Source organism: Candidatus Eisenbacteria bacterium (assembly GCA_005893275.1).
Lineage (GTDB): Bacteria > Eisenbacteria > RBG-16-71-46 > SZUA-252 > SZUA-252 > WS-7.
This window is the reverse complement of the sequence record VBOW01000013.1, coordinates 20,456-43,018: the sequence shown is the minus strand read 5'-3', so window position 1 is coordinate 43,018 and position 22,563 is coordinate 20,456. Positions and strand designations below refer to the sequence as shown.

Here is a 22,563-nt window from a genome sequence, read left to right as displayed (position 1 = left end):
TCTCGCGCGCCGGCGGCTCAGCATCATCGAGGAGTAGTAATCCGCATTCGGGAAGGTCCGACGCCCAAACCCCCCGGTCTGGCTCCGTTACCGCAGGAGGGACCATCGCTCCGGGTTTGGTGGGCTCGCTCGCCAAGGATGCATACGATATACCGAGACAGCGTCGCGCTCCTGAAGGTGACAAGGACCTCGCTACGGATCGACCTTGCCCGGCGTGCACGAAACGCGACCGCGGGGCTGGTGAACACGGGACTCGCTTTAGTCCTCGCGCGACGCGGCTACGCGGTTCTCCATGGCGGGGCGCTCGCGCGAAACGGAGCGGCGGTGGTGCTTCTGGGATCCCCGGGCGCAGGCAAATCGAGCCTTGTGTTGGCATCGGCCCGCCGGGGCCTCGAAGTGATTTCCGACGAAATCGTCCCAATTCGCATCTATGGCGGAGCCGCTCGGTGCCCCGGAAGCAATCCGCACATTCGAGTCGATCCCGCGCTGATAACGCGCGACGAGCGGGCGCTTGAGGAGCCGACCACCGACGGAAAATGTCTCCTAGACGTTCGCGACATGGGCCTAAGGTGCGTCACGAGGCAATCCGGCATCCACGCGTTTGTCTTCCTCGACCCGAGGCATAGCCGCGGAAAGCCCTGGCGAATCAAACAATTGGGGTCAGCGGAGGCGTTGACGAGGCTTCTGGATAACCTCTACACGAGGCGGGTTTTGTCGCACGCCGAGCGGCGGAAGCATTTCAAACTTCTGGCGCGGGCAGCCAGGCTCACCCCATCCTATACGCTGTCCGTGCGCACGGGAGTGGGCAACCTCGACTCGGCATCGGGTGCGTTAGAAAGATTGCTCGCCCCCGAGGCGGCACCGAAAGGAAAGGCCGGCGAACGCGCGAGCACGCGGTAGTCCCGCGTCCCGTCCCCCACCGCTTTCCCATCCACTTCCACCCAGGCGTGCGCGTCGAGGGAATCTCCCGGGGCCTTCACACCGATCGCGAGTCGCGCGGGATGACCCAGGCTCCGGAGAAGCCCCACCGACGCGAGCGACTCGCGCAGGCAGGAACGACGAAGCGGTAGGAGGTGGGAGACGCGCCGCACCGCCGAGCGCGCGGTCGAGGCCGCGATTGCTGATCGAGCACCGAGCCGCCGGCTTTCGACTCCAGCGACCAAGTCACCGAATCCCAGCCACCGCCGCTGCCATTCCACGACGATTACCCACCTGAGCGCGCGGAGGGCGAGCGCGATCCGCCACAGCCTCACGAACAGACCCTCACGACGAGCTGAAGCCGCTCGAGCTCGGTAAGCAGGGCCTCTAGATCCTCTGCGAGAACGCTTCGCTCGACCTGAAACATCGTCGAGAGCGCGTCGGTAAGCCCAGGCAGATCGACTGGCTTCCCCAGTTTCTCCCAAGCCCGGGCGGCGACCTCGTTCAGCGTGTAGTACACCCCCGAGCGGAGGTTCAATACGACTGCCGCGTCCCCGAACGATTCGTGCGCCACCTCGGGGGCGATCTTCCAGCGCTCAGACGAGCTTGGCATGATCTACCTTCCGCTGTGTAAAGAGGGGTCCGCCGGACGCCGCGCGCGACAGAGAACTCCCGAACCGCGTCACGCGGGCGCGCAGTCGCAAGCCGCCGTCGCGCGCCCCAGACCGGAAGAGGTACCGCGCCGTGGCGGCGAATGGGAGCAGAAAGCCCTCCAACCGAAGCGGCGAGACGAGGACGTTCAGATAGCGCCCGCGAGCCTCCACGGATAAATGCGCGCAGGACTCGAGCCATGGGAGAACAAGTCGTTTCGGGTGGCGATGATCGAGAACGCAGGAGCGCACGCCGAAAACACGGCAGACGAGGATCAAGGCGAGAGCGACGCCGTCCCGGGCCCGCGTGCGCTTGAATCGTGCCTCCACCCCCGGCATCGCCTCGTCGTACCGCCTCACAAATGCCGCGAAGTCGACCAGCGCCTTGAGGCTCATGCTGTGGTGCCAAAGATGCAGGCAGAGAAACGCTCCGAGCAGATCGGCCGGAACCTCGGGCGCGCAATCGCACATCGCGCCACCGGGCGCCCGCGCACCCGGCGCGTGCCAGAAGTCCTCCTGCCCGAGTGAGATGAGCATCGGCACCTCCAGCTCCCAGTGGAGGTCCACGAAGTATGGAACCCGCCTGTCCCCCGTAGACTCGAGCGTGTACGCCTTGGCGTCGGTGTCGTCGGGACCTCCGGACGTGGGGTCCGCCAGTCGGAATCCGCGGACGGCCGCCACGTCCATCGCGCCGTCGAGATCCTCACGCCGGACCAGAAGATCGATGTCGGCGCAGGACTTGGCCCCGAGATCCGAGTAAAGCAGCTCCGACAGGTACACCCCTTTGAGAACCCGGCAAGGAATCCCTGCTGCTTCCAAGGCTGAGACCCAGGAGTCGGTCTCGGCCTTGAGGAATAGATTGCGCGCGAGGTTTTCGCGGTAGATCCCGGCCGCGGCTGTGTGGACCTCGGCAGGAGCATCCAGCGCGAGAAGCTCCTTCGCGAAGAGGGGACCCACCTCGAGCCGGCGCGCTCTGCGGAGCGCCACCTCGAGGTCATCGCCGGAGAGGGACGCGATCGCCTCCGCGACTGCCATCCGCTCCTCCGGGTGAAAACGCAGGCGCAGCACCCGGAAGACAAGCGAGTCCGTGGCGGAGAGTGACGTCCGAAGCGGTTTGGGGCGGCGCAGATCGTCCATGACTTCGCGAAAGCTTGCACTCCTACCCCGTGGGGCGCAAGCCGATTTACTACCCTCAGAGTCTGAGCAGTCACGCGTGTCCTCGGCGAGGAGATTTCGAACGACGCTACCGTTTGGAGATTGACGGTCGGGTCACCTAACCCCAAACTGCCTTGACGGGCTTGTGACGGATTGTCTGCTTCGTGAGGACAATTGAGTGCCCCCGCTGCGCTGCGGATGGTCGGTTCGACGATGCGATTTCGTTTCACCTCCACGTTTCATACCAGATGAAAACGCGGTTCCACCACCGGAGCCTTCGTTACACCACGAAATGGAAAATCCCCGGGCAGAGTGGGTGGCCGGGGACAAGCCGGTATTGGAAGGGGAGGAGGAATGCAACTACGAATTCTCATTGTACCGATGGCAGCAAGCGTTTGGTTTGGTAGCGCTCTAGGTTGCTCTGGCAGTTGTGCGTTATGGGCCATGAAGAACGGGGATTTCGTCGTCCGCTACTTTTCTGGAGATCAGGCCGGATACAGCTCTGCTCTTAGCTATGTCGGAACTTCGGGGATCATCCAGATCAACGCCGGATGCTCAGGGATCGACATCGGCACGCCTGGCGATAGCGTCGTCGTCCTGATGAAGTCGCAGGGGGCCTGGACGATCGCCCGTGGACCGGCACCAGACGGCCGCGCCACGCTCGAAGTCATTTCAAAGGCCAGTAATCCAAACGATCCGACGCTGGGGCTGCGACCGAAGGTGAATGACGGCCGGACCCAAATCTCATGGCTGGCAAGGAACCCGCCGAATCTCGGTTACCGTGCCTATGGCTCGATCACCGCCGCCGGAGTCAACGGCGGAAATCCGACATCGTACATGTCTTGGTACACTTCACGAGACACCCTACAGAGTGGTCTGCAGAAACGCATGGACATGGGCGCGGACCAGGACCCGAGTTTTCTCAACTGGGTTAATTTCAAGAACGTCCGCTACTATTCGCCCTCGCTTAACGCCGGGGGCTTCACACTGGCGATCCTCGAATCGCTCATGTACGCGGCGGGTGACACGACAACTTGGGCGGGGCCGATTATCTCGTTGGCGCCCAGAGGCCAGATACATTGGCGATCTAATGCTTTCCCGTGGACCACCTATCCGATGTTCCAGAAGGATAATAAAAACAACTTCTTCATCGCCGATGTGAACACGCCCAGGGTGATCATTAGCCCGAACGGGCTGAGCGCCGCCGTTTTCACCGGCATCAGCGGTACCCCAGGTGTTCGTTGTGGGGATGCCGTAGCGCCGTCCAGCTACTACCGCCTCGAGGTCGGTGGCTCCGGAACTGGAGCTGGAAATCTCAAGGTTGAAGGTGCGATCCATTCCACCGGCAGCACGTTCGCCAATCTGGGTAACGTTCTCTCAGGGAGCCCAAACGGGACAATCATTTATTGCTCGGACTGCACGAAGGCTACTCCGTGTGCGGGGAGCGGAACGGGCGCGATCGCCAAGAGGATCAACGGGGCGTGGGACTGTAACTGAAGTGACGCCGAAAGACGAAGACGAGCGGGCCCTCGACCAGCTTAGCACCCTCTTCGAAGAGGGCGGCGCGGGCAGAGTCGTCTCCTTCATCCAAGGGACCGCGGATCCCGAGCAGAGGCGGAAGCTCCACGGCCTCGTGAGGCGGGCTCTCCCGGAGCGGAGCGACGCGAAGCGGAGCCTCGACGATGTAATCCGGATCGCGCGCGTGGGTATCGCCGAGGGGCTCCGGCAAGCGGAGCTGGCCCGGGCGAGGTCCGACACCGACGAGGCCCGCGAGTGCATCGATTTCGCGAACCGGCTTTCGTATAACCTCGCCGCGGACCTCGCCGAGTGCTGGCCGGGCGATGATTCGCTCCGCGAGCGACGCCATTTCGAGGCAGGACTCCGTGCGGCGTACGACTGCATCGTGTGGCGCCAGGAGCTGGGGAAACCGCCCGATCGCCGCGGGATGGCCTACTGGGCGGCGGGAATGCACCAGCTATCGTTGGGAAACCTTGTGGAAGCTCTGTCCGGGTTCGAGGCCGCCCTCGGGCTCGCCCTCCAGGCGGTCGCGGCGCCCGCCACCAAGCCGGACGGCTACATCAGGCCCGGAGGCGATTTCGGCGTCATCCTCTACTATGGCTACAGGGGGATCGGGCGCCACCTGCTCGGCGAGGCTTCCGGCATGCGCCAATTCGAGCACGCGCTCGCCGCGTTCGAGGAGACGGTGGGCTCCCAGGACGAAGAGGCAGCCGAGGACGCGAAGTTCGGCTTGGATCAGCTGCGGTGGGTGGGGCTGAGGTTCATGGGCGCCGGCGTGGGAGCCGGACCTCAGCGGTAGGTCCGGCCGCCCTGGCCACGGCTCAGCGATAAAGCCCGAGCGCCGCCCGTATGCGCCCCACAATACGCCCGGACGCTTTTCCGTCCCCGTAGGGATTCACGGCGCGCGCCATGCTCGCGTACGCGTCCTTCGAGTCCAGCAGCTCCTTCGCTGCCGATACGATCGCCGCCCGGTGTGGGCCCACGAGCTTGACGGTGCCCGCCTCGACCGCCTCCGGCCGCTCCGTCTCATCCCGCAGAACGAGGACCGGCTTCCCGAGCGACGGTGCTTCCTCTTGGATGCCGCCGGAATCAGTGAGAATGAGATACGACTCCGCCATGAGGTCCGCGAATGCCTTGTACTCGAGCGGGTCGATCAGGTGGACGCCGGGCACGTGGGAAAGCTCCTTCCGGACGGGCCGATCGACGTTCGGGTTCCGATGCACCGGGTAAACGAGATCGACGTCGGGATAGCTGCCCGCGAGATCGCGAATCGCCCCCGTGATCTCAAGCAGCGGAGGGCCGAAGTTTTCGCGTCGGTGCGCCGTGACGAGGACCATCCGAATGCCGCGTAGCGGGAGCTTGGGGGCGCGCGAAGGCTTCATCCCCACCACGTCCAGCAGCGCGTCGATGACGGTGTTTCCGGTCACCACGATGCAATCGTCCGCCACCCCCTCCGCAAGGAGGTTCCGCCGCGCGCGCTCGGTGGGCGCGAAGTGATGGCGTGCGAGCACGGACGTGATCCTCCGATTCACCTCCTCCGGAAAAGGATACCCGGGATTCCCCGTGCGGAGACCCGCCTCGATGTGTCCGACCGGAACGCGCGCGTAGAAGGCCGCGATCGAAGCCGCCATCGTGGTCGTGGTGTCTCCCTGCACCAGGAGGAGATCGGGCTTCACGCGCGCAAGGTGGCCCTCGAGCTCGGTCAAGGCCCGCGTCGTGATTTCGGCGAGCGACTGCCCGTCGCGCATCAAATCGAGGTCTTCGTCGGGACGGATCGAGAAGAGGCTCAGCACCTGGTCGAGCATCTCGCGGTGCTGGGCGGTGACACAAGTGAGGGACCGGATATCCCGTTCGCCGGCCAAGGATTTCAAGACCGGCGCCATCTTGATGGCTTCGGGGCGCGTGCCGAAGACGCTGAGGACGGTCTTCACGCGTCGGAATGTCGTATGGGAGGCGGGCTAAGTCAATAGCCCGGGGACGCCCTAGGGCGCGATCAGATCGCGCGCGCCTTCCCCGGCGGAGTCTTCCGCGGAGGACGCGCTCGTCTCCCTTGTGCGCGGGAGTGAGAACGAGAAGGTCGAGCCCTTACCCATGCTCGACTCGGCCCAAATCTTTCCGCCGTGCTGCTCGACGATGCCCTTCGAGATGACAAGCCCGAGTCCGGTGCCGCCCGCTTTCCGAGTGGTGGAGGAGTCGAGCTGGGCGAAGCGCTGGAAAAGCCGGCTCATGTCGCGCTGGGTGATTCCTTTGCCGTGATCCCTCACGTCGACAATGACCTCGCTCTCGGTCCCGCGCACCCAGACCTCGATCTTGCTCTTCTCGGGCGAGAACTTGATCGCGTTTCCGAGAAGATTCGTGATCACCTGCGCCACGCGCATCGGGTCTGCCTCGATCACGCCCGCGGAGCCCTCCACGTGGACGTCGATCGCGACTCCCTTCATCGCGGCGAGGTTTCGAATATGGTCCACCGCCTCCGGCACGATCTTGCCGACCGCGACGCTCTCGAAGTTGAGAGAGAGCTTGGAGGACTCGAGCTTCGAAAAGTCGAGGATGTCGTTGATCAGGCTGATCAGCCGCTCCGCGTTCGCCTGGCAGATGCTCAGAAGCTCCCGTTGGGGAGGGGGGAGCACGTGGAAACGTTCGTCCCCCAGAAGCTCCAGGGACCCCTTGATCGACGTGAGCGGCGTGCGCACCTCGTGCGAAACGACCGCCACGAACTCCGACTTCATGCGGTCCAGCTCCTTCGTCCGCTCATAGAGGATGGCGTTCGTGACCGCGATCGACGCCTGGCTCGCGAACATCGTGAGGACCTCCTGATCGTCGGGCGTGAACGCGCGCCCGCCCCAGTTGAGGGCGGTGATCGTGCCGAAGACGGCCTCGTTCGAGCGCAGTGGAACGACGAGCACGGAGGAAACCTCGAGCTCCGAGAGGAACGGCTCGACGCCCACGGTCTGGCCGACGTTGGCGCAGCGCACCGGGGAGGCGTTGCGCACCGCCTGTCCGTGGAGGCCGACGCCGATCCCAAAACGGAAATCCCTGAGGCGTTCCTGGGGAACGCCCGCGCCCGCGCCCGCGCCCGCCTCGGCGACATATTCTCCCGCCTCGGTATCGTAGAGGAAGACGAGGCTCGATTCCGCGTTCGCGAGCCTCGACACCTGGTTCACGATGACCGCGAGCGTTGCCTGCCGGTTCAGGCTCGTGCTGATCTCCTTGCCGGCCTCGTAGAGCGAGGTAATCCGTCTCGTCGCTTCCTTCACCAGGCGGCTCAGGATCTCCTCGTGCCGTTGAAGCTCGTCGTTCGCCTCCTCGAGAATCGTAACGAGGCGGCGGTTTTCGATCACGAGGAACCGGCTCTCGAGACCGCGCTCGATCGCCTTCGCGGTCTCCCAAAGATCGAAGGGCTTCGTGATGTAGTCGTAGGCACCCTGACGGAGCGCATCGATCGCCGTCGTGGTGGAGGCATATCCCGTGATCAGAATGACGCAGGTATCTTTGTCGGCGGCCTTGGCCGCGCGGACCACCTCGAGCCCGTCGACCCCGGGAAGGTTGATGTCGGTCAGCACGAGATCGAAGCGGCCGGCCGTCACCTTCACGATGGCGTCGTCGCCGTCGGTGCTCGAGACTACCTCGTACCCCCGCTGGGCCAGGAGGTCCTGGAAGATCTGGACGACGTGGGGTTCGTCATCGACCACGAGGATTCGGGGTTGCGGGCGCGGCTCCTCGGCAAGCCCAGACTCGCGCGGCCGGACCCGGGACGCCGCCGGGCTCTCCGCGGGGGCGTCCGCCGGAACGGGCGCGGCCTTTCCCTCACTCTGGGGAGGGTTCTGGGTCATGGCTCGCGTTTCAGCGACCTCAGTTGATCGTGTTCGCTTCCGCATCGAACGCCGGAGCCGGCACCGGCTTCAGCGTGCCGCGCCGCGACTGGTAGAGGGCCTGGTCCGCCCGGACGATGAGCGCGGTCGGCTCGTTCGCATCCACGGGGAACGTGGCGATTCCCACGCTCACGGTGAGCCGCTTCCGGCGGGGGAACGAATGCGACTCCACGATGGACCGGAGCCGCTCCGCCGCGCACTTCGCTTCCTTCGCGTCGGTATGCGGCAGCATGATCATGAATTCCTCCCCCGAATAGCGGGCGACGCAATCCGTGGTGCGGGCGAACTTTTTCAATAGTTTGCCGAAATCGGAAAGCACTTCGTTCCCGACCGGCTGGCCGTGCCGCTCGTTCAAGGCTTTGAAATTGTCGATGTCGAGCACCATGACCGAAAGCGTGTGTCCGTACCGCCTCGCCTTTTCGATCTCGGCCCCGAGGCTCAGGTCGAAGTGACGCTTGTTGTAGAGCGACGTGAGATCGTCGGTCGTCTGGAGGCGCTCCATTTCCCGGCGCAGGATCACGCGATTCACCACGCCCGCGATCTGGTGGCCCATGAGCGACAGGAGCTTCTGGCTTTCCTCATCGAAGGCCTCGGGGCGCGAGTGACTGAGGTTGATGACTCCCATCGATTCACCCTGGAGCACGATCGGCACCGAGAGGAACGAGCGGACCGAAGGGGCGCTCGTCCCTCCTTCGCGGTGAAGGTCGTTCAGGAGGACCGGCTTCCGCTGCTGCGCGACCCACGAGGAGAAACCCCTTCCACGATCGAAGTTGACATGACCGATGAGATCGATCGGCTCGCCCACGGTCGCGACCGGCTCGAGCTTCCCCGTCGCGCGGTCGGTGACGAACAGCGTGGCGTTCTCGAACGCGATTCCCTCGCGCATGCGGACAAGCATCTGCCGGAGCGCCTCCGGGGGATCCTCGACCGTCTGAACGACCCGGCTCATCTCGTAGAGGACGTCGATCGCCGTGGCCTTGGCGGCGCGCGCGCCGGCCTTCGAGCCCGACAGAGCGGCCATCAGCTTCTTGTTGATCGCGATCGCGCTCCCGAAAACATCCGAGGAGCGCTTCTTCGACGCGGAGAGATCGAGATCCTTCGCGAAATGCTCGCAATCGGCCTTGCGCAAGATCCGGCGGGCGAACAGGACCTCGAGGAGCTTCTGCTCGGACCGGATGAACCGCTGGGTAGCCTCGACGAGACGCTTCGACCCCGCTCCATTACGCTGCTTCATAACCCCCTCCTTGGACGCCCCGACGCGCCTTGGGCTAGCTCGGCCGCTCCTCGTATCCGGGCACCACGGCCGAATCGACCGTGGTCACGGATGACGAACCTTCTTGAGTCCGGTCGCCCACCCGCGCGAGCACGAGCGGGGGGCCGAGATGCTTCACATAGACCGGGAAGGTTTCCCCCGGCTTCCAGTCCGGCGCGCCGTTCGCCATCAGCGTGTATCCGTGGAAGCGAAGGAGCGTGCGGCCCCGACCGAGGATGCGCGTCACGGTGAGCGGCGCCACCTCCCCCGACTTGAGCGATGCGTAGAGCGAAGCCCCGAGTCCCGGCTCGAACCGCACGCGGATCTCGAAGGTGCGCCCCCGGCGTTTCGTTGCGGCAACCGTCATGTCTCTGCCTCCTGCGGGTCGCGGAAGTGGCGGAAGAGCTCCTGCTCCCGCTCCACGGCGCGCCGGATGAACGGGACGAGGTCTTCGAGCAGCGCCTCGCGCTCCGCAGCACCCGGCTCAACGCACTCCCAGGCGTACACCGAGATCTCACCGTTCTTCCCCTCGAGCGGCCAAGAGTTTCCGGTCCGCCCGGCGAGGGAGTCGGCGATGTGAACGAGCGACGTCAGCTCCTGGTTGAGCCGCGCCTGCTCGGGCCGATGGTGGCAGGCGATGGCTTCCACGAGATCGTCGGGCAGTCCCCAACGCTCCGCCAGCCAGCCCCCCACTTCGGCGTGGTCCGAGCCCAGAACCCCGCGCTCGGCTTCCACCATGGAAATCCCCTGGTCCCTCACGAGCGCCATCGCGGCTTCGAATCGCTCGGGGTAGTTCTGACGAAGCGCGACCTTGCCGATGTCGTGGAGCACGCCGGCCGCGAAGGCCTCGCCGTCGAGCCGGTAGCGGCACCGGTCGGCCAGGGCGCGCGCCGCCACGCCGCACGCGAGCGAATGGCTCCACAGGCCCGTCAGCGTTCGCCACGTCGGGTCGAGCGTCTGGAACACCGCGGCGCTCAGGACGAGGTCGCGGATCGTATCCCGCCCCAGGACGACCACGGCCAGGTCCACGGTGCCGACCTTCCGCGGGAATCCGTAGAAGTCGGAATTGGCGAGCTTAAGCGTCCGCGCGGTGAGCGAAGGATCCAGCGCGATGACCGCGCCGATCTCCTCGGAGGAAGCCGCATCCGGATCCGCGATCGATTCGAGCAGCCTGGAGGCGACCAAGGGGAGGGTCGGCAGGGCGACCATCGCCTCCGTCACCTTTTTCAGATGCACGCGGTCCATGGATTTCAGGTCGGCGGTCTTCATCGGACTAGAGCACCCGCCCGAGACGCGCCTTCAAGGTCTTCACGGCGCGTGTGTGGATCTGGGAGACGCGGGACTCGGAGATGTGGAGCGCTTCTCCGATCTCTTTCAGCGTCATTTCCTCGTAGTAGTACAGGGCGACCACCAGCCTCTGCTGTTCGGGCAGGTGGTCGATGGTGTCGAGAAGGACCTCCCGCGCTTCGTCGGTCTCCATGACCTCCAGCGCGTCCTTATGGGTGGGGTCGTCGACGATGTCCTCGAGCTGGATGTAGTCCTGGTCCTCGTCCCCGGACACCGATTTCGACAGGGAGAGAAGCGCCGTGCCGTGGACCTCGTCCAGGAGCCGGGACAGCTCGGTCGGGCTCAAGTTGAGCGCGTCCGCAACCTCCTCCTCCGTCGCGGCCCTTCCCAGGCGCTGGCCCAGGTCGCGCGCCACCTCCTCGACGTTTCGCGCCTTCCGGCGTATCGAGCGCGATGCCCAGTCGAGGGACCTCAGCTCGTCCAGGATCGCGCCCCGGATCCTCCAGATGGCGTAGGTCTCGAACTTGGTTCCCTTGGATGAATCGTATTTCTCGAGCGCGTCGAAGAGCCCGATGATCGCGGCCGAGATCAGATCGTCCCGCTCCACCGATTTCGGCAGATGGAGGGCGAGCCGGTCCACGACGTACTTCACGAGCGGCGCGTACTTGCTGAGCGCGGCTTCCTTCTTGCGCTCCTTGCGGTTCTTGGAGCGCGGGGCATGGCCCTGCAGTCGATGGAGCACGGAGGAGCTGGATGACATGATCGTGAGCCTCCCGCCTAGGGTTCCGACCGCGGCCGCGATTCGGCCTGAGCCATCCGCCATTGTTCGTAGTAGCGCCGCAGCGCCGTGCGCATGAGAACTAGGCCAGCGCCCCATCCGGCCAGGACGATGATCCCGAGGGCGAGCCCCGCGCGCAGGGTGAGGAGGGGCCACGGCGTGCCGGACATCCACTCCGTCCCGATCACGGTCACCGTGACCGCGGCGGCCGCGATGGTGGTCCATTTCTTGATCAGCTCACGCATCGCCTAGACCCCCTCCGGCACTTCGTCCGGGGTCACGGGCCCCTGGGGCCCGGAGACCGGCTGCCCTTTTCTCTTCGGGGTTTGCCCCAGGACGCGGCCGGCGAGCCGGTAGATGCAGCTCGACGCGGGTGAATAGGGATAGGTCGAGAGAAAGGGCTCCTGGCGCACGACCGACTTGGGGACGGATTCGTCGGCCAGGACGAAGCCCCAGTACTCGATATCGAGATTGAGAAAGCGCTTCGCCACCGATTGCACGCGGCGGGAGACTTCGAGCGCCTCGTCCTCGGAGTTCGCCTGGTTCACGAGCAGGGCGGGCGTGCACTTGAGCGGGCGTTGAGAGAGCACCTTGATCATGGCATACGCATCCGAAAAGGCGGTCGGCTCGGGCGTGGTCACGACGATGATTTGGTCCGCGGCTTGAGAGAGCGAGACGGCGTGCGCGCCGATTCCGGAAGGCGCGTCGATCAGGATCATGTCCACGTCCTCTTCGACGTTCGCGAGCGACCGGAGCACGCACTCCGTTCGGTATTCGTCCAGGTTCGCGAGCTCCTCGACCCCGCTGCTGGCGGGAACGATCCGGATCCCGTCCGGCCCTTCCAGGACGATGTCCTCGATCGCTCGGTCTCCCAGGACCAGGTCCTGAAGGTCGTACTGAGGGGCGATTCCCAGAAGGAGATCGACGTTCGCAAGACCGAAGTCGCCGTCCAGCACGAGCACGCGCACTCCCTGCCGCGCGAGCGCGATCGCGAGGTTCGTCGCGATATTCGTCTTGCCGACGCCTCCTTTGCCGCTCGTGACCGCGAGCACCTTCCGGCGGGGACGCGATTCGGGCGGCGGCTCCGCTTGCTTGCGCGCCGCGGCCGGCGTCCGGGGCGCCTTGCCTTCCGGTCGCGCGTTCTTCGCGCTCCGTGCGCGGGCGCGGCGTTTCGCCGCTCCGTTCGCGGTTCCTTCGCTCGTCATGAGCCTGAGTTCCCCTGGTTCGCGTGGCATGGCTGGTCTATCGAGCAAGCGTTGTGCCGTGGAGATAAGCCCCTGAATCCATGAGGATTGAGCTCTGACGCGTCCCATTCCACGCGGCCAGATCTGCGGCGACGGGCGGGCGACCGCAAAGAATCCGTCCGGCGGCGCCGCGTGCTCGGGTTGAACCCGCCCTCACGAGCTTCTCCGTCCTCGGCGTAGGCGGTCCGCCTTCAGGGCTCGGTTCAACTCGGCGTCGATGGTCGAAGCGGGATCCTGGCTCTGGGGGGCTCGCCCCAGATCGGCGAGCGCGGTCCACTGCCCCCGGGTGAGGCCGAGCAGGATGCGTCGCCCCTCGAATTGGACGAGCACCAGGGAACGCCCGGATCCGACGGCCGTACGGCTCAGGACCTCGATGCGCGGCGGCTCCGGGAAGGTCTCTCCGTCCCGCGCGTCGTCCGAGCGGCGGCCAAAGAAGCGGATCGCCCCAAGGAGCGTCGCCGAGGCTGCGAACGCCGCGATCGCGTACACGAAGTAGGCGTTCATCGCGGATCCCTCTCCACCGCGGATCCCGGCTTCGCGAGCGTCTCGATGCGCACGCACAGGCGTCCCTCGCTCGCGACGAGGTGTCCATGGGCGATCGTCGTTCCGTTCGCGACGACCTGGACCGGGTCGCCCGGGGCTCCATCCAGCGGCAGAAGCGTGCCGGGTGTGAGGGAGGGCAACGCTCCGAACGGGATCTCGGCGCGTCCGGCCTCGATCACGATCCGGAGCCGCTCCGTCGGAGCCGGCACCATGGGGCCGCTGGCGAGGAGCGCTTCGATCTCGGCATGGCTGAGGAGGCGTGACATCGTTCTATCGCGCGGCGCGGGCGTAGGCCCCGTTCACGATCGCGCGAACGAAGGCGAGGTAGCGCCGGTTCTTGATCTCTTCCATGACCCGCGCGTCACGGAGCGCGGGTGCCTCTCTCCGGTTTCGGTCCGACTGCTTGCGGCGTGGCTTGGTGCGAGACATGGGCCCCTCCTTGTCCTCGTCCTCCCCCGAAACATCCCCGCGCGTCCGGACCCCGAGCCTCGATGCCTCGGCGGCGAGACGCGCTCTCACGCAGGCAAAAGGCAACGCCCGTGCCGGCCGCGCACAGAGCCACGGCAAACATCGTAAGATGCTAAATCAGAATGGGTTCAGGAAGCTGAGGTAGGGCGGGGACAGCCCCCGCTTGATCGGCAGGTCCGGCAGAAACTTGAGCGAAATGCGAGCGACCGTGCAGAACGAAACCACCCGCTAGATCACGAACATTGCATCGCCGTAGGAATAGAAGCGGTACCCCTCCGCGATCGCGACCTCGTAGGCGTGGAGGACCCGGTCGAGCCCGGCGAGGGCACAGACGAGCATGAGGAGGCTCGAGCGCGGCAGATGGAAGTTCGTGACCATGCCGCTCACGACGCGGAACTCGAACGGGGGAAAGATGAAGAGCCCCGTGTCGCGCCACGCCCCCTCACCGGGCTCGCCGTCCCGCGCCCAAGACTCGAGCGCCCGCACGCAGGTCGTCCCGACCGCGACCACGCGTCCGCCGAGCGCGCGACTCTTTCGAAGGGCGGCGACGGTCTCCGGCGGAATGCGGTAGGGCTCGGGATCAAGCGCATGCCCCTCGGGATGCTCCGCAGCGACCGGCCGGAATGTCCCCGAGCCGACGTGCAGGGTGACGAAGGCGATCTCGACCCCGCGCTCCCGCAGCGCGACCAGGGTCTCGTCGGTGAAATGGAGCGCCGCCGTGGGCGCCGCGACCGAACCCGGCTCGCGCGCAAAGATCGTCTGGTAGCGCTCCCGGTCTTCCGGTTCGTCGGGACGATCGATGTAGGGCGGAAGCGGCACGTGTCCCACGCGCGTCAGCCAGGCCTCGAACGCGGGGGCCTCGGCGTCCGCCGCCGTGAACGCGACATGGCGCACGCCGCGCTCCCCAAGCCCGAGAACCCGGCCGCGATACGAGGGATCCGTGAACTGAAGCGAGGCGCCGGGCCGGAGCGCCTTGGCCGGCCTGGCCAAGGCGGACCAGACGCGCTCGGAGGGGTGGGCGGGCTCCTGGCGAAGGAGCAGCACCTCGACTTCGAGGTCGCGCGGCGCCGCCGCGCCCGCGCCGCCGGTCACCTTCGCGAAGAGACGCGCGGGAAGGACGCGCGTATCGTTCACGATGAGGAGATCCTCTCGATTCAAGAGGGAGGGCAGCTCGCGGAACGAATGATGCCGGATCGCTCCGGTCGCGCGGTCGAGACCCATCAAGCGAGACCCATCGCGCGAGGGGGTGGGGTGCTGCGCGATGCGGTCCTTGGGCAGGTGGTAGTGAAAGTCGGATGTCTTGGGCCGGTGCGGCGCGTTCAGGGGAATCCGGACTCTAGAAGAGGGTGCTCTGCGGTGATTCCGGATCCGCGGCCTGGGCGCGCTTGGGAGGCGCGATCCCGAGGTGCACGAACGCGAGGTCGGTAGCCTCACGCCCCCGCGCGGTCCGCTTCAAGAACCCCTCCTGGATCAGGTAGGGCTCGTAAACGTCCTCCAAGGTGTCCGGCTCTTCTCCGACCACGACCGCGATCGTCGACAGGCCGACCGGGCCGCCCTGGTACTTGACCACGATCGCCTCGAGCATCCGCCGGTCCATATCGTCCAGCCCGCGCTCGTCCACCTCGAGAAGCGCCAGGGCGTCGCGCGCGACCTTGGCCGTGATCTTCCCCTGCGCGCGCGTCTCGGCAAAGTCGCGAACGCGGCGGAGGAGGCGGTTCCCGACGCGCGGCGTCCCGCGCGAGCGCGAGGCCAGCTCGCGCGCGCCGGCTTCATCCACCGGCACGCCGAGGAGCTTCGCCGACCGCGTGATGATCCGGGCCAGCTCTTCCGTGGAGTAGTAGTCGAGCCGCGCGGTCATGCCGAAGCGACCGCGCAAGGGGGCGCTCAAGAGCCCCGTCCTCGTGGTCGCGCCGATCAGGGAGAAGCGCTTCAAGTCGATGCGCACCGAGCGGGCGCTCGGCCCCCGATCGATCATGATATCCAGACGGAAGTCCTCGATCGCGGGATAAAGGTACTCTTCGACGACCGGGTTCATCCGGTGAATCTCGTCGATGAAGAGCACCGCCCGCTCCTCGAGATTCGTCAGGAGCCCCGCGAGGTCGGCCGCGCGCTCGAGAACGGGGCCGGAGGTCTGGACGATGGGAACGCGCATCTCGTGGGCGAGGATCGAGGCCAGGGTGGTCTTCCCCAACCCGGGCGGGCCGTGGAAGAGCAGATGATCGAGCGCCTCGCCGCGTCCGCGCGCGGCCTCGACCGCGATTCGAAGCTGCTCGCGGAGCGATTCCTGCCCGACGAACTCATCGAGCGATTGCGGCCTCAGCGTGCGGTCGAGATCGCGCTCGTTGCCGACCGGCTCCGGATCGGTGATCCGCTCGTGCTCTTTCATTTCCCCGGCATCCCTCGCGAGCTTCCCATCAGCGCGCACCCTGGCGCAAAGCCTTCCGGATGACCTCCTCGACCGAAGCGTCGGCCCCCAACTCTTGCAGGGCCTCGTTCACCGCGCTCTGCGCCTGCAGGCGGGTGAAGCCGAGCGAAACGAGCGCCGCCGCGGCGTCTCCACCCGTGCCCACGTGGAGCGCGCCGGGGGCGCCGGAGGCCATCGGCGCCTTCGCAGGGACTCCGGGCGCGAATTTCTCGCGAAGCTCGACGACGAGCCTCTGGGCGAGCTTCTTTCCCACGCCGGGGAGGGTCACGAGGAACTCGGTGTCCCCCGCCTCGATCCCTTCGCGGAGCCTGGCGGCCGTCGCGCCGCTCAGGATGCCGATCGCGAGCCTCGGACCGATGCCCGAAATGGAGATGAGGCTTTCGAAGAGGCTCCGCTCCTGCTCGTCCGTGAAGCCAAAAAGCTGAAGCGCGTCCTCGCGGACGTGGAGATACGTGAGGAGATGGACTTCGCGCCCTGCCGCCGGCAAGGTCTCGAAGCATGAAACCGAGATCTGAAGCTTGAGCGTGACGCCGCCGACCTGCACGAGGGCCGCGGTCGGCATCTTGGCGACGAGGGGGCCGTGGACCGCCGCGATCACGAAGCCCCCGCCGCGATCCCGAGCGCCCGGGCCCGGCCGCGGTGCATGTGGCAGAGCGCGACGGCGAGCGCGTCGGCCTCGTCTTCTTTGAGCTTCACGAGCCCCGGCAGGAGCCTGCGAACCATGAACGCGACCTGCGCTTTCTGGGCGCCCCCGTTGCGCACGACCGCCATCTTGACCTCCGGCGCGGTGTACTCGAAAACCTCGGCGCCGCTTCTCCGCGCGGCGACGATCACCACCCCGCGCACATGCCCGATCTGAAGGGCGGCCGCGGCGCTCTTCCGCACGAACGCGCTCTCGACGGCCACCTCGGTCGGGTGCATGTCGGCCAGAAGCGCTTCGAGGGCGTCGTGGATCGCGAGGAGGCGGTCGGGAAAGGAGAGGCTCACGCGCGGGGCGATGACCCCCGACCGCTCGCATCGGGCGACGCCCCGCTCGTGGATGATGAAACCGTAGCCGGTCACCCGGCTGCCGGGATCCACGCCGAGGATGAGCGTGGCGCCCGGCCCGGGGTCGGCCCCCCGGACCGTGGGGCCGCCCGCGCCGCCGGGGGCGCTAGGCTTGGATGCGGGAGAGGACCTCGTCCGTGATGTCGAGATTGGACGAGACCCGCTGGACGTCGTCATTGTCCTCGAGAGCCTCCATGAGCTTCAAGGCCTGCTCGGCGTCCCTCTCGCTGAGCGTGATCGTGGTCTGGGGCACCTTGGCCAGCTCGGCCGATTGCACGGGGACGTTCTTCGCTTGGAGCGCCGCCTTCACCGCCTCGAAGGCTTGGGGCGGGGTGGTGATCTCGTAAACGTCGGGATCGTCCGTGCTCGCATCCTCCGCCCCTGCGTCCAACACGACGTTGAGCACGGTCTCCTCATCGGCCGCGGACTTCGGGATCGCGATTGCGCCCTTCTGGTGGAACATCCACTGCACGCTGCCGGCCTCCGCCATCCGGCCGCCGCTCTTTGTGAGGATGTGACGGATCTCGCCGGTCGTCCGATTGCGGTTGTCGGTCAGAGCCTCGATCAAGATCGCGATCCCGCCCGGTCCGTACCCCTCGTACGTGACCTCCTCGTACGAGACGCCGGGCAGCTCGCCGGTGCCTTTCTTGACCGCCCGGTCGATGTTCTCGGCGGGCATGTTTACCGACTTGGCGCCGGCGATGGCCGTCCGAAGCCGAGGGTTGCTGCCCGGGTCGCCGCCCCCCGCTCTCGCCGCGACCGTGATTTCCTTGATGTACTTGGTGAAGACCTTCCCGCGCTTGGCGTCGGTAGCGCCCTTCTTCCGCTTGATGGTGCTCCACTTCGAATGACCCGACACGGCTCGACCTCGCGACCGCCCCCGAATCGGAGGCGCGATCAGGGAATCAGGGGACCGACCATCCGTGGCTCAGCGCAACACGACCATCCGGCGGGAGAGATCCTTCCCTGCCGCGGTGAGGCGATAATAATAGATTCCCGAGCCCACGCGTCGCCCCTTCTCATCCAACCCGTCCCATGCCTCGAATCGGGCCACCGGGAGGGCGGTCGCCTCGTTGTCCAGCAGCGTGCGCACAAGACGCCCGGCGGCGTCGAAGATTCTCAGGGTAACGCGGGCCACGGCGCCCTGGGACGAGGCCGCGATGCCGAAGGGGATCATGGTCGAGGACCGGAGCGGGTTCGGCCGGTTGGGATAGAGAACGACGCCCGCCGCCGGCGGAGAGAGCTCGACGCCGGTGGTCGAGCTGGTGACGAACGTGAAGCGGTCACGGCTCTCGCGGGGGTGACCCGCCGGATCGTTGGCATTCACATACCAGCGGTAGGTCGTGCTAGGCCCGAGGTAGCCCGGGAAGGTGATCGAGGTGTCGGTCGTCATCGCGTCGAAGACGGAGGAATCCGAGGGTGCTTTCAAGATCTTGATCCGATACGTCAGCGCGTCCCCGTTAGGATCCACCGTCCCTCTCCAGCGGAAAACGAACGGGGGCGACGTCACGACCCCGTTGTTCACGGGAAAGGTCAGGTTGAAGGGCTTGGGGTACACGGGACCGCCCAGGGGCGAGCTGTAGATGGCGGCGACCACGTTGGGCCTTCCCCAGCCGTAGGTCGTGCTGTCGGGCGTGCCGGCCTTGTCCGCGGTGACCTTGAGCGCGTACCGGATCTCCTGCACGGTCCACTCGGGGTGCGCCTCGCGGACCTGGGCCGCCGCGCCGCCGATGAGGGGGGTCGCGAGCGATGTGCCGCTCGCGGTCGCGACGAGCGTGGTGCTGCTGGCCACCGCCCAGGTGGTGTTCACCCCCTGCGCCACAACCTCGGGCTTCCCACGGCCGTCGGCCGTCGGTCCCCGGCTCGAAAAACCCGCGATCACGTCGCTCGCGTCCACCGCGCCGGTCGAGAGGATGCTGTCCGCGTCCGCCGGCGCCTGGAGCGAGCCGTTCAAAGGTCCCGAGTTGGCCATCGCATTCGCCACCACGATCCCACGCCGCGCGGCGAGCGCCGCCGCTTTCGTGACGGTGGTCGTCCTGCCGTCCAGCTGGCTGTAGGTGTGGTTATCGGCTGCGTTGTCGAACGCGAAGTACGCGAGCGACGATGAGATGACATCCGCCCCGATGCTGTCCGCCCACTCGACGGCGGCCATCCAGTTGTCCTCCTCGATCGGGGTCTCGGTCCGCACGTCCTCTGTTTTCGCGAGGAGAAAGGAGGCGTTGTACGCCGGGCCGATCAGGTTGTTCGGGTAGTAGCCCCCGAGCACCGACCACGTGCCGGTGCCGTGATCCCAGGCCGCGGCGACGTCGTTCCCCTGGTTCGCGGTCTCCCCGTCGTGGAAGACGAAATCGTACTCCGCGACCCGCTTGAGCTGCACGGTCGCGTTGTGCGCCTTGTTGAATCCGGTGTCGAGCATCGCGACCAGGACGCCCGCGGCCGTATACCCGGAATCCTGAGCCGCCTTGGCGTTGATCCCGCTGAGCTGGGTGATGGAGCTGCCGTACCCCGCGGGAGGATCGAGCGCGGGCGCCTGCCCGGGCTTCGGGCCGGTAGGAATTCCCGAGCTCTGCCCCCTTTCGGGAATCGACGGGGCGGGCTCAAGCTTCATCGGGAAGACCGGGCCAACCGGCGCGACCCGCTTCGAATAGGCGACCGGCTCGATCGACCGCACGAAGGGGAGCGTCGCGATCCGCCTCGCCGCGGCCCCGTCCGCCTCGACGCTCACGGCGTTAAGCCATCGGGAGGCGTGGCGGACCAGGGCGCCGGTGGATCGCACCGCGTCGAGATAGCGCGGCGACACCGGCACGTCATAGTAGTCCGGCACGAAGCGCCCCCGCGTCTCACGGGCGCGGCGCGAACGGGCGCGATCGGTCACGCGCGCGCCGGCCTGGCGCACCGCCCCGGCGAACTCGCGCGCGCCGGTTTCGCCCTTGTCCGTGAAATAGACCCAGAGGGCGGCGCGCTCGCTCTGCTCGAGGCGGGCGGCGGCGGCCGGGGTGATGACGTGGGCGCTGCGCGCCGCGGGCGGCGCGTACCGGGCGTGCGGGTCCTCGGCCGTGCGGGACGCAAGGGGGGCGAACCCGACCATCGCGGCGAGGAGCAGAGGCTGGATGGGCGGGCGCGAGGGCGCGATGCGGCGCATGAACGCTCCTTGGGCCGCCTCAGGCGGACGCCATGGCCTCTTTTTCGGCACGGGCTTGGCTGACGACCTTCTCCGCGATTTCGCGCGGGATCTCCTCGTAATGGGAGAACTTGGTCTTGTGTGAAGCGCGTCCTTGCGTGAGGGAACGAAGATGGGTGGAGTACTTGTAGAGCTCCGCCTGCGGGACGTGGGCGCGGATGACGTCGTAGCGCCCGTCGGCGCCCATCCCGAGTATTTTCCCGCGCTTGGAGGAAAGGTCCCCGGTGACGGCGCCGACGAACTCCTTGGGGACGTGCACCTCGATCTCCACGATCGGCTCGAGGAGAACGGGGCCGGCCTCTCTCGCGCCCTCCTTGAAGGCGAGCGACCCGGCGATCTTGAACGCCATTTCGGACGAATCGACCGTGTGGTAGGAGCCGTCGTAGAGGGCGGCCCGCACGTCCACGACCGGATACCCCGCGAGAACCCCCTCCTGCATCGCCTCCACGATCCCCTTCTCCACGGCGGGGATGTAGTTTCTCGGCACGGCGCCCCCGACGACCTCGTCGACGAATTCGAAACCCGAGCCCGGCTTCAACGGCTCGAGCCGCACGTGGACGTCGCCGAATTGCCCCCGGCCGCCGGTCTGTTTCTTATGGCGACCTTGCTTGCTCACCGACCTCCGGATCGTTTCCCGGTAGGGGATGCGCGGCTTCATGAGGTCGACGTGGACACCGAACCGGCGCTGGAGCTTTTCGACGACCACATCGACCTGCAAATCGCCGGTGCCCTGAAGGAGAGTCTGGTGAAGCGAGGAATCGACGTGGACGTGCAGCGTCGGGTCCTCCTCGCGAAGCTTGTGCAGGCCGGATCCCATTTTCTCCTCGTCCGCCTTGTTCTTCACGAAGATCGCCACCTCCAGCTCGTGATGCGGGAAAGGAATCGGCGGGAGCAGTATGGTCGCGCTCTTGTCGCAGAGCGTCTGTCCGGTGTGGCTCTCGCGGAGCTTGACGGCCGCGCCGATGTCGCCGGCGATGATCTGCCCGGCGTCCTTTCGCTCTTTGCCGAGCACGAAAAAGAGCTGGCCGATCTTCTCCGCGCGTTGCGCGCTCGCGTTCCAGACTTCCTTGCCGGGCGAGAGCGTTCCCGCGAGCACCCGGATCATCGAGAGATCCCCCGCGTGAGTCTCGCTGCTCGTCTTGAAGATGAGCGCCGCGAGATGCGCGCCCGGCTCGGGCTTACATTCGACCTTCTCGTCGGTCCCCGGCTTCGTCCCGGCAACCGGCCCGCAGTCCAAGGGCGAGGGCATGAGCCAGGCGAAGGTGTCCAGCACGTGGTCGATTCCCATCATCGGATACGCCGCCACCGGAAGCGCCGGCACGAAGCTCTTCTTGAGCAGCCCGCCGCGGACCCCTCGGCGCACCTCCTCGACGGAAAGCTCTTCGCCGCCGAGGAACTTCTCCAGGAGGGAGTCGTCGGCTTCCGCGGCCGCGTCGACGAGGGCGTTGCGCGCCTTTTGCGCCTCGGCCTCGATTTCAGGCGGGATCGGGGCCTCCTTGGCGGATCCGTCCTTCTCGAATAGGTAGGCCTTCATCGAGACGAGGTCCACAAGGCCCCGAAACGTATCCCCCTCCCCGATCGGCCAGGCGGTCGCGACGAACCTCTTCCCCAGCCGCCGCGAGGCGTTTTCGAGCGCCTTGGAGAAGCCGGCGTGCTCTCGTTCCATCTGCGTGACGAGGCAAAGCGCCGGGCATCGGCGCTCCTCGACGCGGTCCCAGACCGATTCGCTCCCCGCCTCGATCCCGGCCGACGCCTTGATGCAAAAGACGGCGGCATCGGCGGCGCGGAGGCCGGCGACCATCTCCCCGACGAAGTCGGCGTAACCGGGCGTATCGATGAGGTTGATCTTCGTCTCGCGCCATTCGATCGGAGCGATGCCAAGACTGATCGAAATCTTGCGATGGACTTCCTCGGGAGACGTATCGAGGGCGGTCGTCCCTTCCTCCACCTTTCCGTGGCGGGTGGTCGTCTTGGTGCGAAAGAGGAGTGATTCGGCCAGGGAGGTCTTCCCTGCTCCGTGGGGAGAGACGAGCGCGATGTTACGAATGCTGGAGGGTTGGAGGTCCTTCACTGGATTGCCTCGTACGTGTGGTTAACTGGAGTAAGATCAAGCGCCTACCTAGCTTACGAGAATACCACATCGCTACGCCGATCGCAAGCGGCCGGAGCCGCGGGAAGCGGCTCCCTTCGACAGCCTAGCGATTCTCCGCCCGCTTGGAGAAGCC

Annotated in this window: 21 protein-coding genes; 2 read left to right on the top strand and 19 right to left on the bottom strand. The window is 66.6% G+C overall.

Annotated elements, in window-relative coordinates; all coding sequences use genetic code 11:
- Positions 1–776: 776 nt before the first annotated feature.
- The 3 genes from E6K76_00970 to E6K76_00960 are packed head-to-tail and all read right to left on the bottom strand — an operon-like array spanning position 777 to position 2,705.
- Positions 777–1,403 (bottom strand): lasso peptide biosynthesis B2 protein, encoded by a 627-nt coding sequence (locus E6K76_00970; protein TMQ60597.1) that lies wholly within the window; start codon positions 1,401–1,403, stop codon positions 777–779.
- A complete protein-coding gene (locus tag E6K76_00965) occupies positions 1,250–1,531 on the bottom strand; it encodes a PqqD family protein (protein TMQ60596.1) in 282 nt (93 codons plus the stop codon). The genes E6K76_00970 and E6K76_00965 overlap by 154 nt, the downstream gene beginning before the upstream one ends.
- Positions 1,515–2,705: a nucleotidyltransferase family protein gene (locus E6K76_00960; GenBank protein TMQ60595.1), complete on the bottom strand. Its 1,191-nt coding sequence runs from the start codon at positions 2,703–2,705 to the stop codon at positions 1,515–1,517. The genes E6K76_00965 and E6K76_00960 overlap by 17 nt, the downstream gene beginning before the upstream one ends.
- 462 nt (positions 2,706–3,167) lie before the next feature.
- Here E6K76_00960 and E6K76_00955 point away from each other — a divergent pair, with 462 nt between their 5' ends.
- Together E6K76_00955 and E6K76_00950 are read left to right on the top strand one after the other, a co-directional pair.
- Entirely contained in the window at positions 3,168–4,220 is a 1,053-nt protein-coding gene (locus E6K76_00955; protein ID TMQ60594.1) for a hypothetical protein, read from the top strand.
- A gap of 1 nt (position 4,221) precedes the next feature.
- Entirely contained in the window at positions 4,222–5,040 is an 819-nt protein-coding gene (locus E6K76_00950) for a hypothetical protein (protein TMQ60593.1), read from the top strand.
- A gap of 22 nt (positions 5,041–5,062) precedes the next feature.
- Here the strand turns inward: E6K76_00950 and E6K76_00945 are convergent, their stop codons facing one another.
- The 16 genes from E6K76_00945 to fusA form a co-directional block, all read right to left on the bottom strand.
- Entirely contained in the window at positions 5,063–6,172 is a 1,110-nt protein-coding gene (locus tag E6K76_00945) for a UDP-N-acetylglucosamine 2-epimerase (non-hydrolyzing) (protein TMQ60592.1), read from the bottom strand.
- Positions 6,173–6,223: 51 nt separating this feature from the next.
- Positions 6,224–8,119 (bottom strand): response regulator, encoded by a 1,896-nt coding sequence (locus tag E6K76_00940; GenBank protein TMQ60591.1) that lies wholly within the window; start codon positions 8,117–8,119, stop codon positions 6,224–6,226.
- On the bottom strand, positions 8,094–9,347 hold the full coding sequence (locus E6K76_00935) for a GGDEF domain-containing protein (GenBank protein TMQ60590.1): 1,254 nt from the start codon (positions 9,345–9,347) through the stop codon (positions 8,094–8,096). Before E6K76_00935 ends, E6K76_00940 begins: the two co-directional genes overlap by 26 nt.
- A gap of 34 nt (positions 9,348–9,381) precedes the next feature.
- Positions 9,382–9,732 carry a hypothetical protein gene (locus E6K76_00930; protein ID TMQ60589.1) on the bottom strand — a complete coding sequence of 117 codons (351 nt, stop codon included), beginning with the start codon at positions 9,730–9,732 and terminating at the stop codon, positions 9,382–9,384.
- Positions 9,729–10,634 (bottom strand): HDOD domain-containing protein, encoded by a 906-nt coding sequence (locus tag E6K76_00925; protein TMQ60588.1) that lies wholly within the window; start codon positions 10,632–10,634, stop codon positions 9,729–9,731. Before E6K76_00925 ends, E6K76_00930 begins: the two co-directional genes overlap by 4 nt.
- A gap of 4 nt (positions 10,635–10,638) precedes the next feature.
- The gene (locus E6K76_00920; protein ID TMQ60587.1) at positions 10,639–11,655 is read right to left on the bottom strand and encodes a FliA/WhiG family RNA polymerase sigma factor; all 1,017 of its coding nucleotides are present in this window, start codon (positions 11,653–11,655) and stop codon (positions 10,639–10,641) included.
- Positions 11,656–11,678: 23 nt separating this feature from the next.
- Positions 11,679–12,743, bottom strand: a complete 1,065-nt coding sequence (locus E6K76_00915; protein TMQ60586.1) for a MinD/ParA family protein — start codon at positions 12,741–12,743, stop codon at positions 11,679–11,681.
- Between the two features lie 84 nt (positions 12,744–12,827).
- Positions 12,828–13,178, bottom strand: coding sequence for a flagellar biosynthetic protein FliO (locus E6K76_00910; GenBank protein TMQ60585.1), 351 nt, complete (start codon positions 13,176–13,178; stop codon positions 12,828–12,830).
- A complete protein-coding gene (locus tag E6K76_00905; protein TMQ60584.1) occupies positions 13,175–13,483 on the bottom strand; it encodes a hypothetical protein in 309 nt (102 codons plus the stop codon). The genes E6K76_00910 and E6K76_00905 overlap by 4 nt, the downstream gene beginning before the upstream one ends.
- A gap of 430 nt (positions 13,484–13,913) precedes the next feature.
- Complete coding sequence (queA, locus tag E6K76_00900) at positions 13,914–15,008, bottom strand: tRNA preQ1(34) S-adenosylmethionine ribosyltransferase-isomerase QueA (protein ID TMQ60710.1); 1,095 nt, start codon at positions 15,006–15,008, stop codon at positions 13,914–13,916.
- A 13-nt stretch (positions 15,009–15,021) separates the two neighbouring features.
- Positions 15,022–16,071 carry a Holliday junction branch migration DNA helicase RuvB gene (gene ruvB, locus E6K76_00895; protein ID TMQ60583.1) on the bottom strand — a complete coding sequence of 350 codons (1,050 nt, stop codon included), beginning with the start codon at positions 16,069–16,071 and terminating at the stop codon, positions 15,022–15,024.
- A gap of 28 nt (positions 16,072–16,099) precedes the next feature.
- Positions 16,100–16,708 (bottom strand): Holliday junction branch migration protein RuvA, encoded by a 609-nt coding sequence (gene ruvA / locus E6K76_00890; GenBank protein TMQ60582.1) that lies wholly within the window; start codon positions 16,706–16,708, stop codon positions 16,100–16,102.
- Positions 16,705–17,334, bottom strand: coding sequence for a crossover junction endodeoxyribonuclease RuvC (gene ruvC / locus E6K76_00885; GenBank protein TMQ60581.1), 630 nt, complete (start codon positions 17,332–17,334; stop codon positions 16,705–16,707). Before ruvC ends, ruvA begins: the two co-directional genes overlap by 4 nt.
- Positions 17,264–18,016, bottom strand: a complete 753-nt coding sequence (locus tag E6K76_00880; protein ID TMQ60580.1) for a YebC/PmpR family DNA-binding transcriptional regulator — start codon at positions 18,014–18,016, stop codon at positions 17,264–17,266. Before E6K76_00880 ends, ruvC begins: the two co-directional genes overlap by 71 nt.
- Before the next feature lie 69 nt (positions 18,017–18,085).
- Positions 18,086–20,299 carry a hypothetical protein gene (locus E6K76_00875; GenBank protein ID TMQ60579.1) on the bottom strand — a complete coding sequence of 738 codons (2,214 nt, stop codon included), beginning with the start codon at positions 20,297–20,299 and terminating at the stop codon, positions 18,086–18,088.
- Positions 20,300–20,318: 19 nt separating this feature from the next.
- The gene (fusA, locus tag E6K76_00870) at positions 20,319–22,409 is read right to left on the bottom strand and encodes an elongation factor G (GenBank protein TMQ60578.1); all 2,091 of its coding nucleotides are present in this window, start codon (positions 22,407–22,409) and stop codon (positions 20,319–20,321) included.
- Positions 22,410–22,563 lie beyond the last annotated feature (154 nt).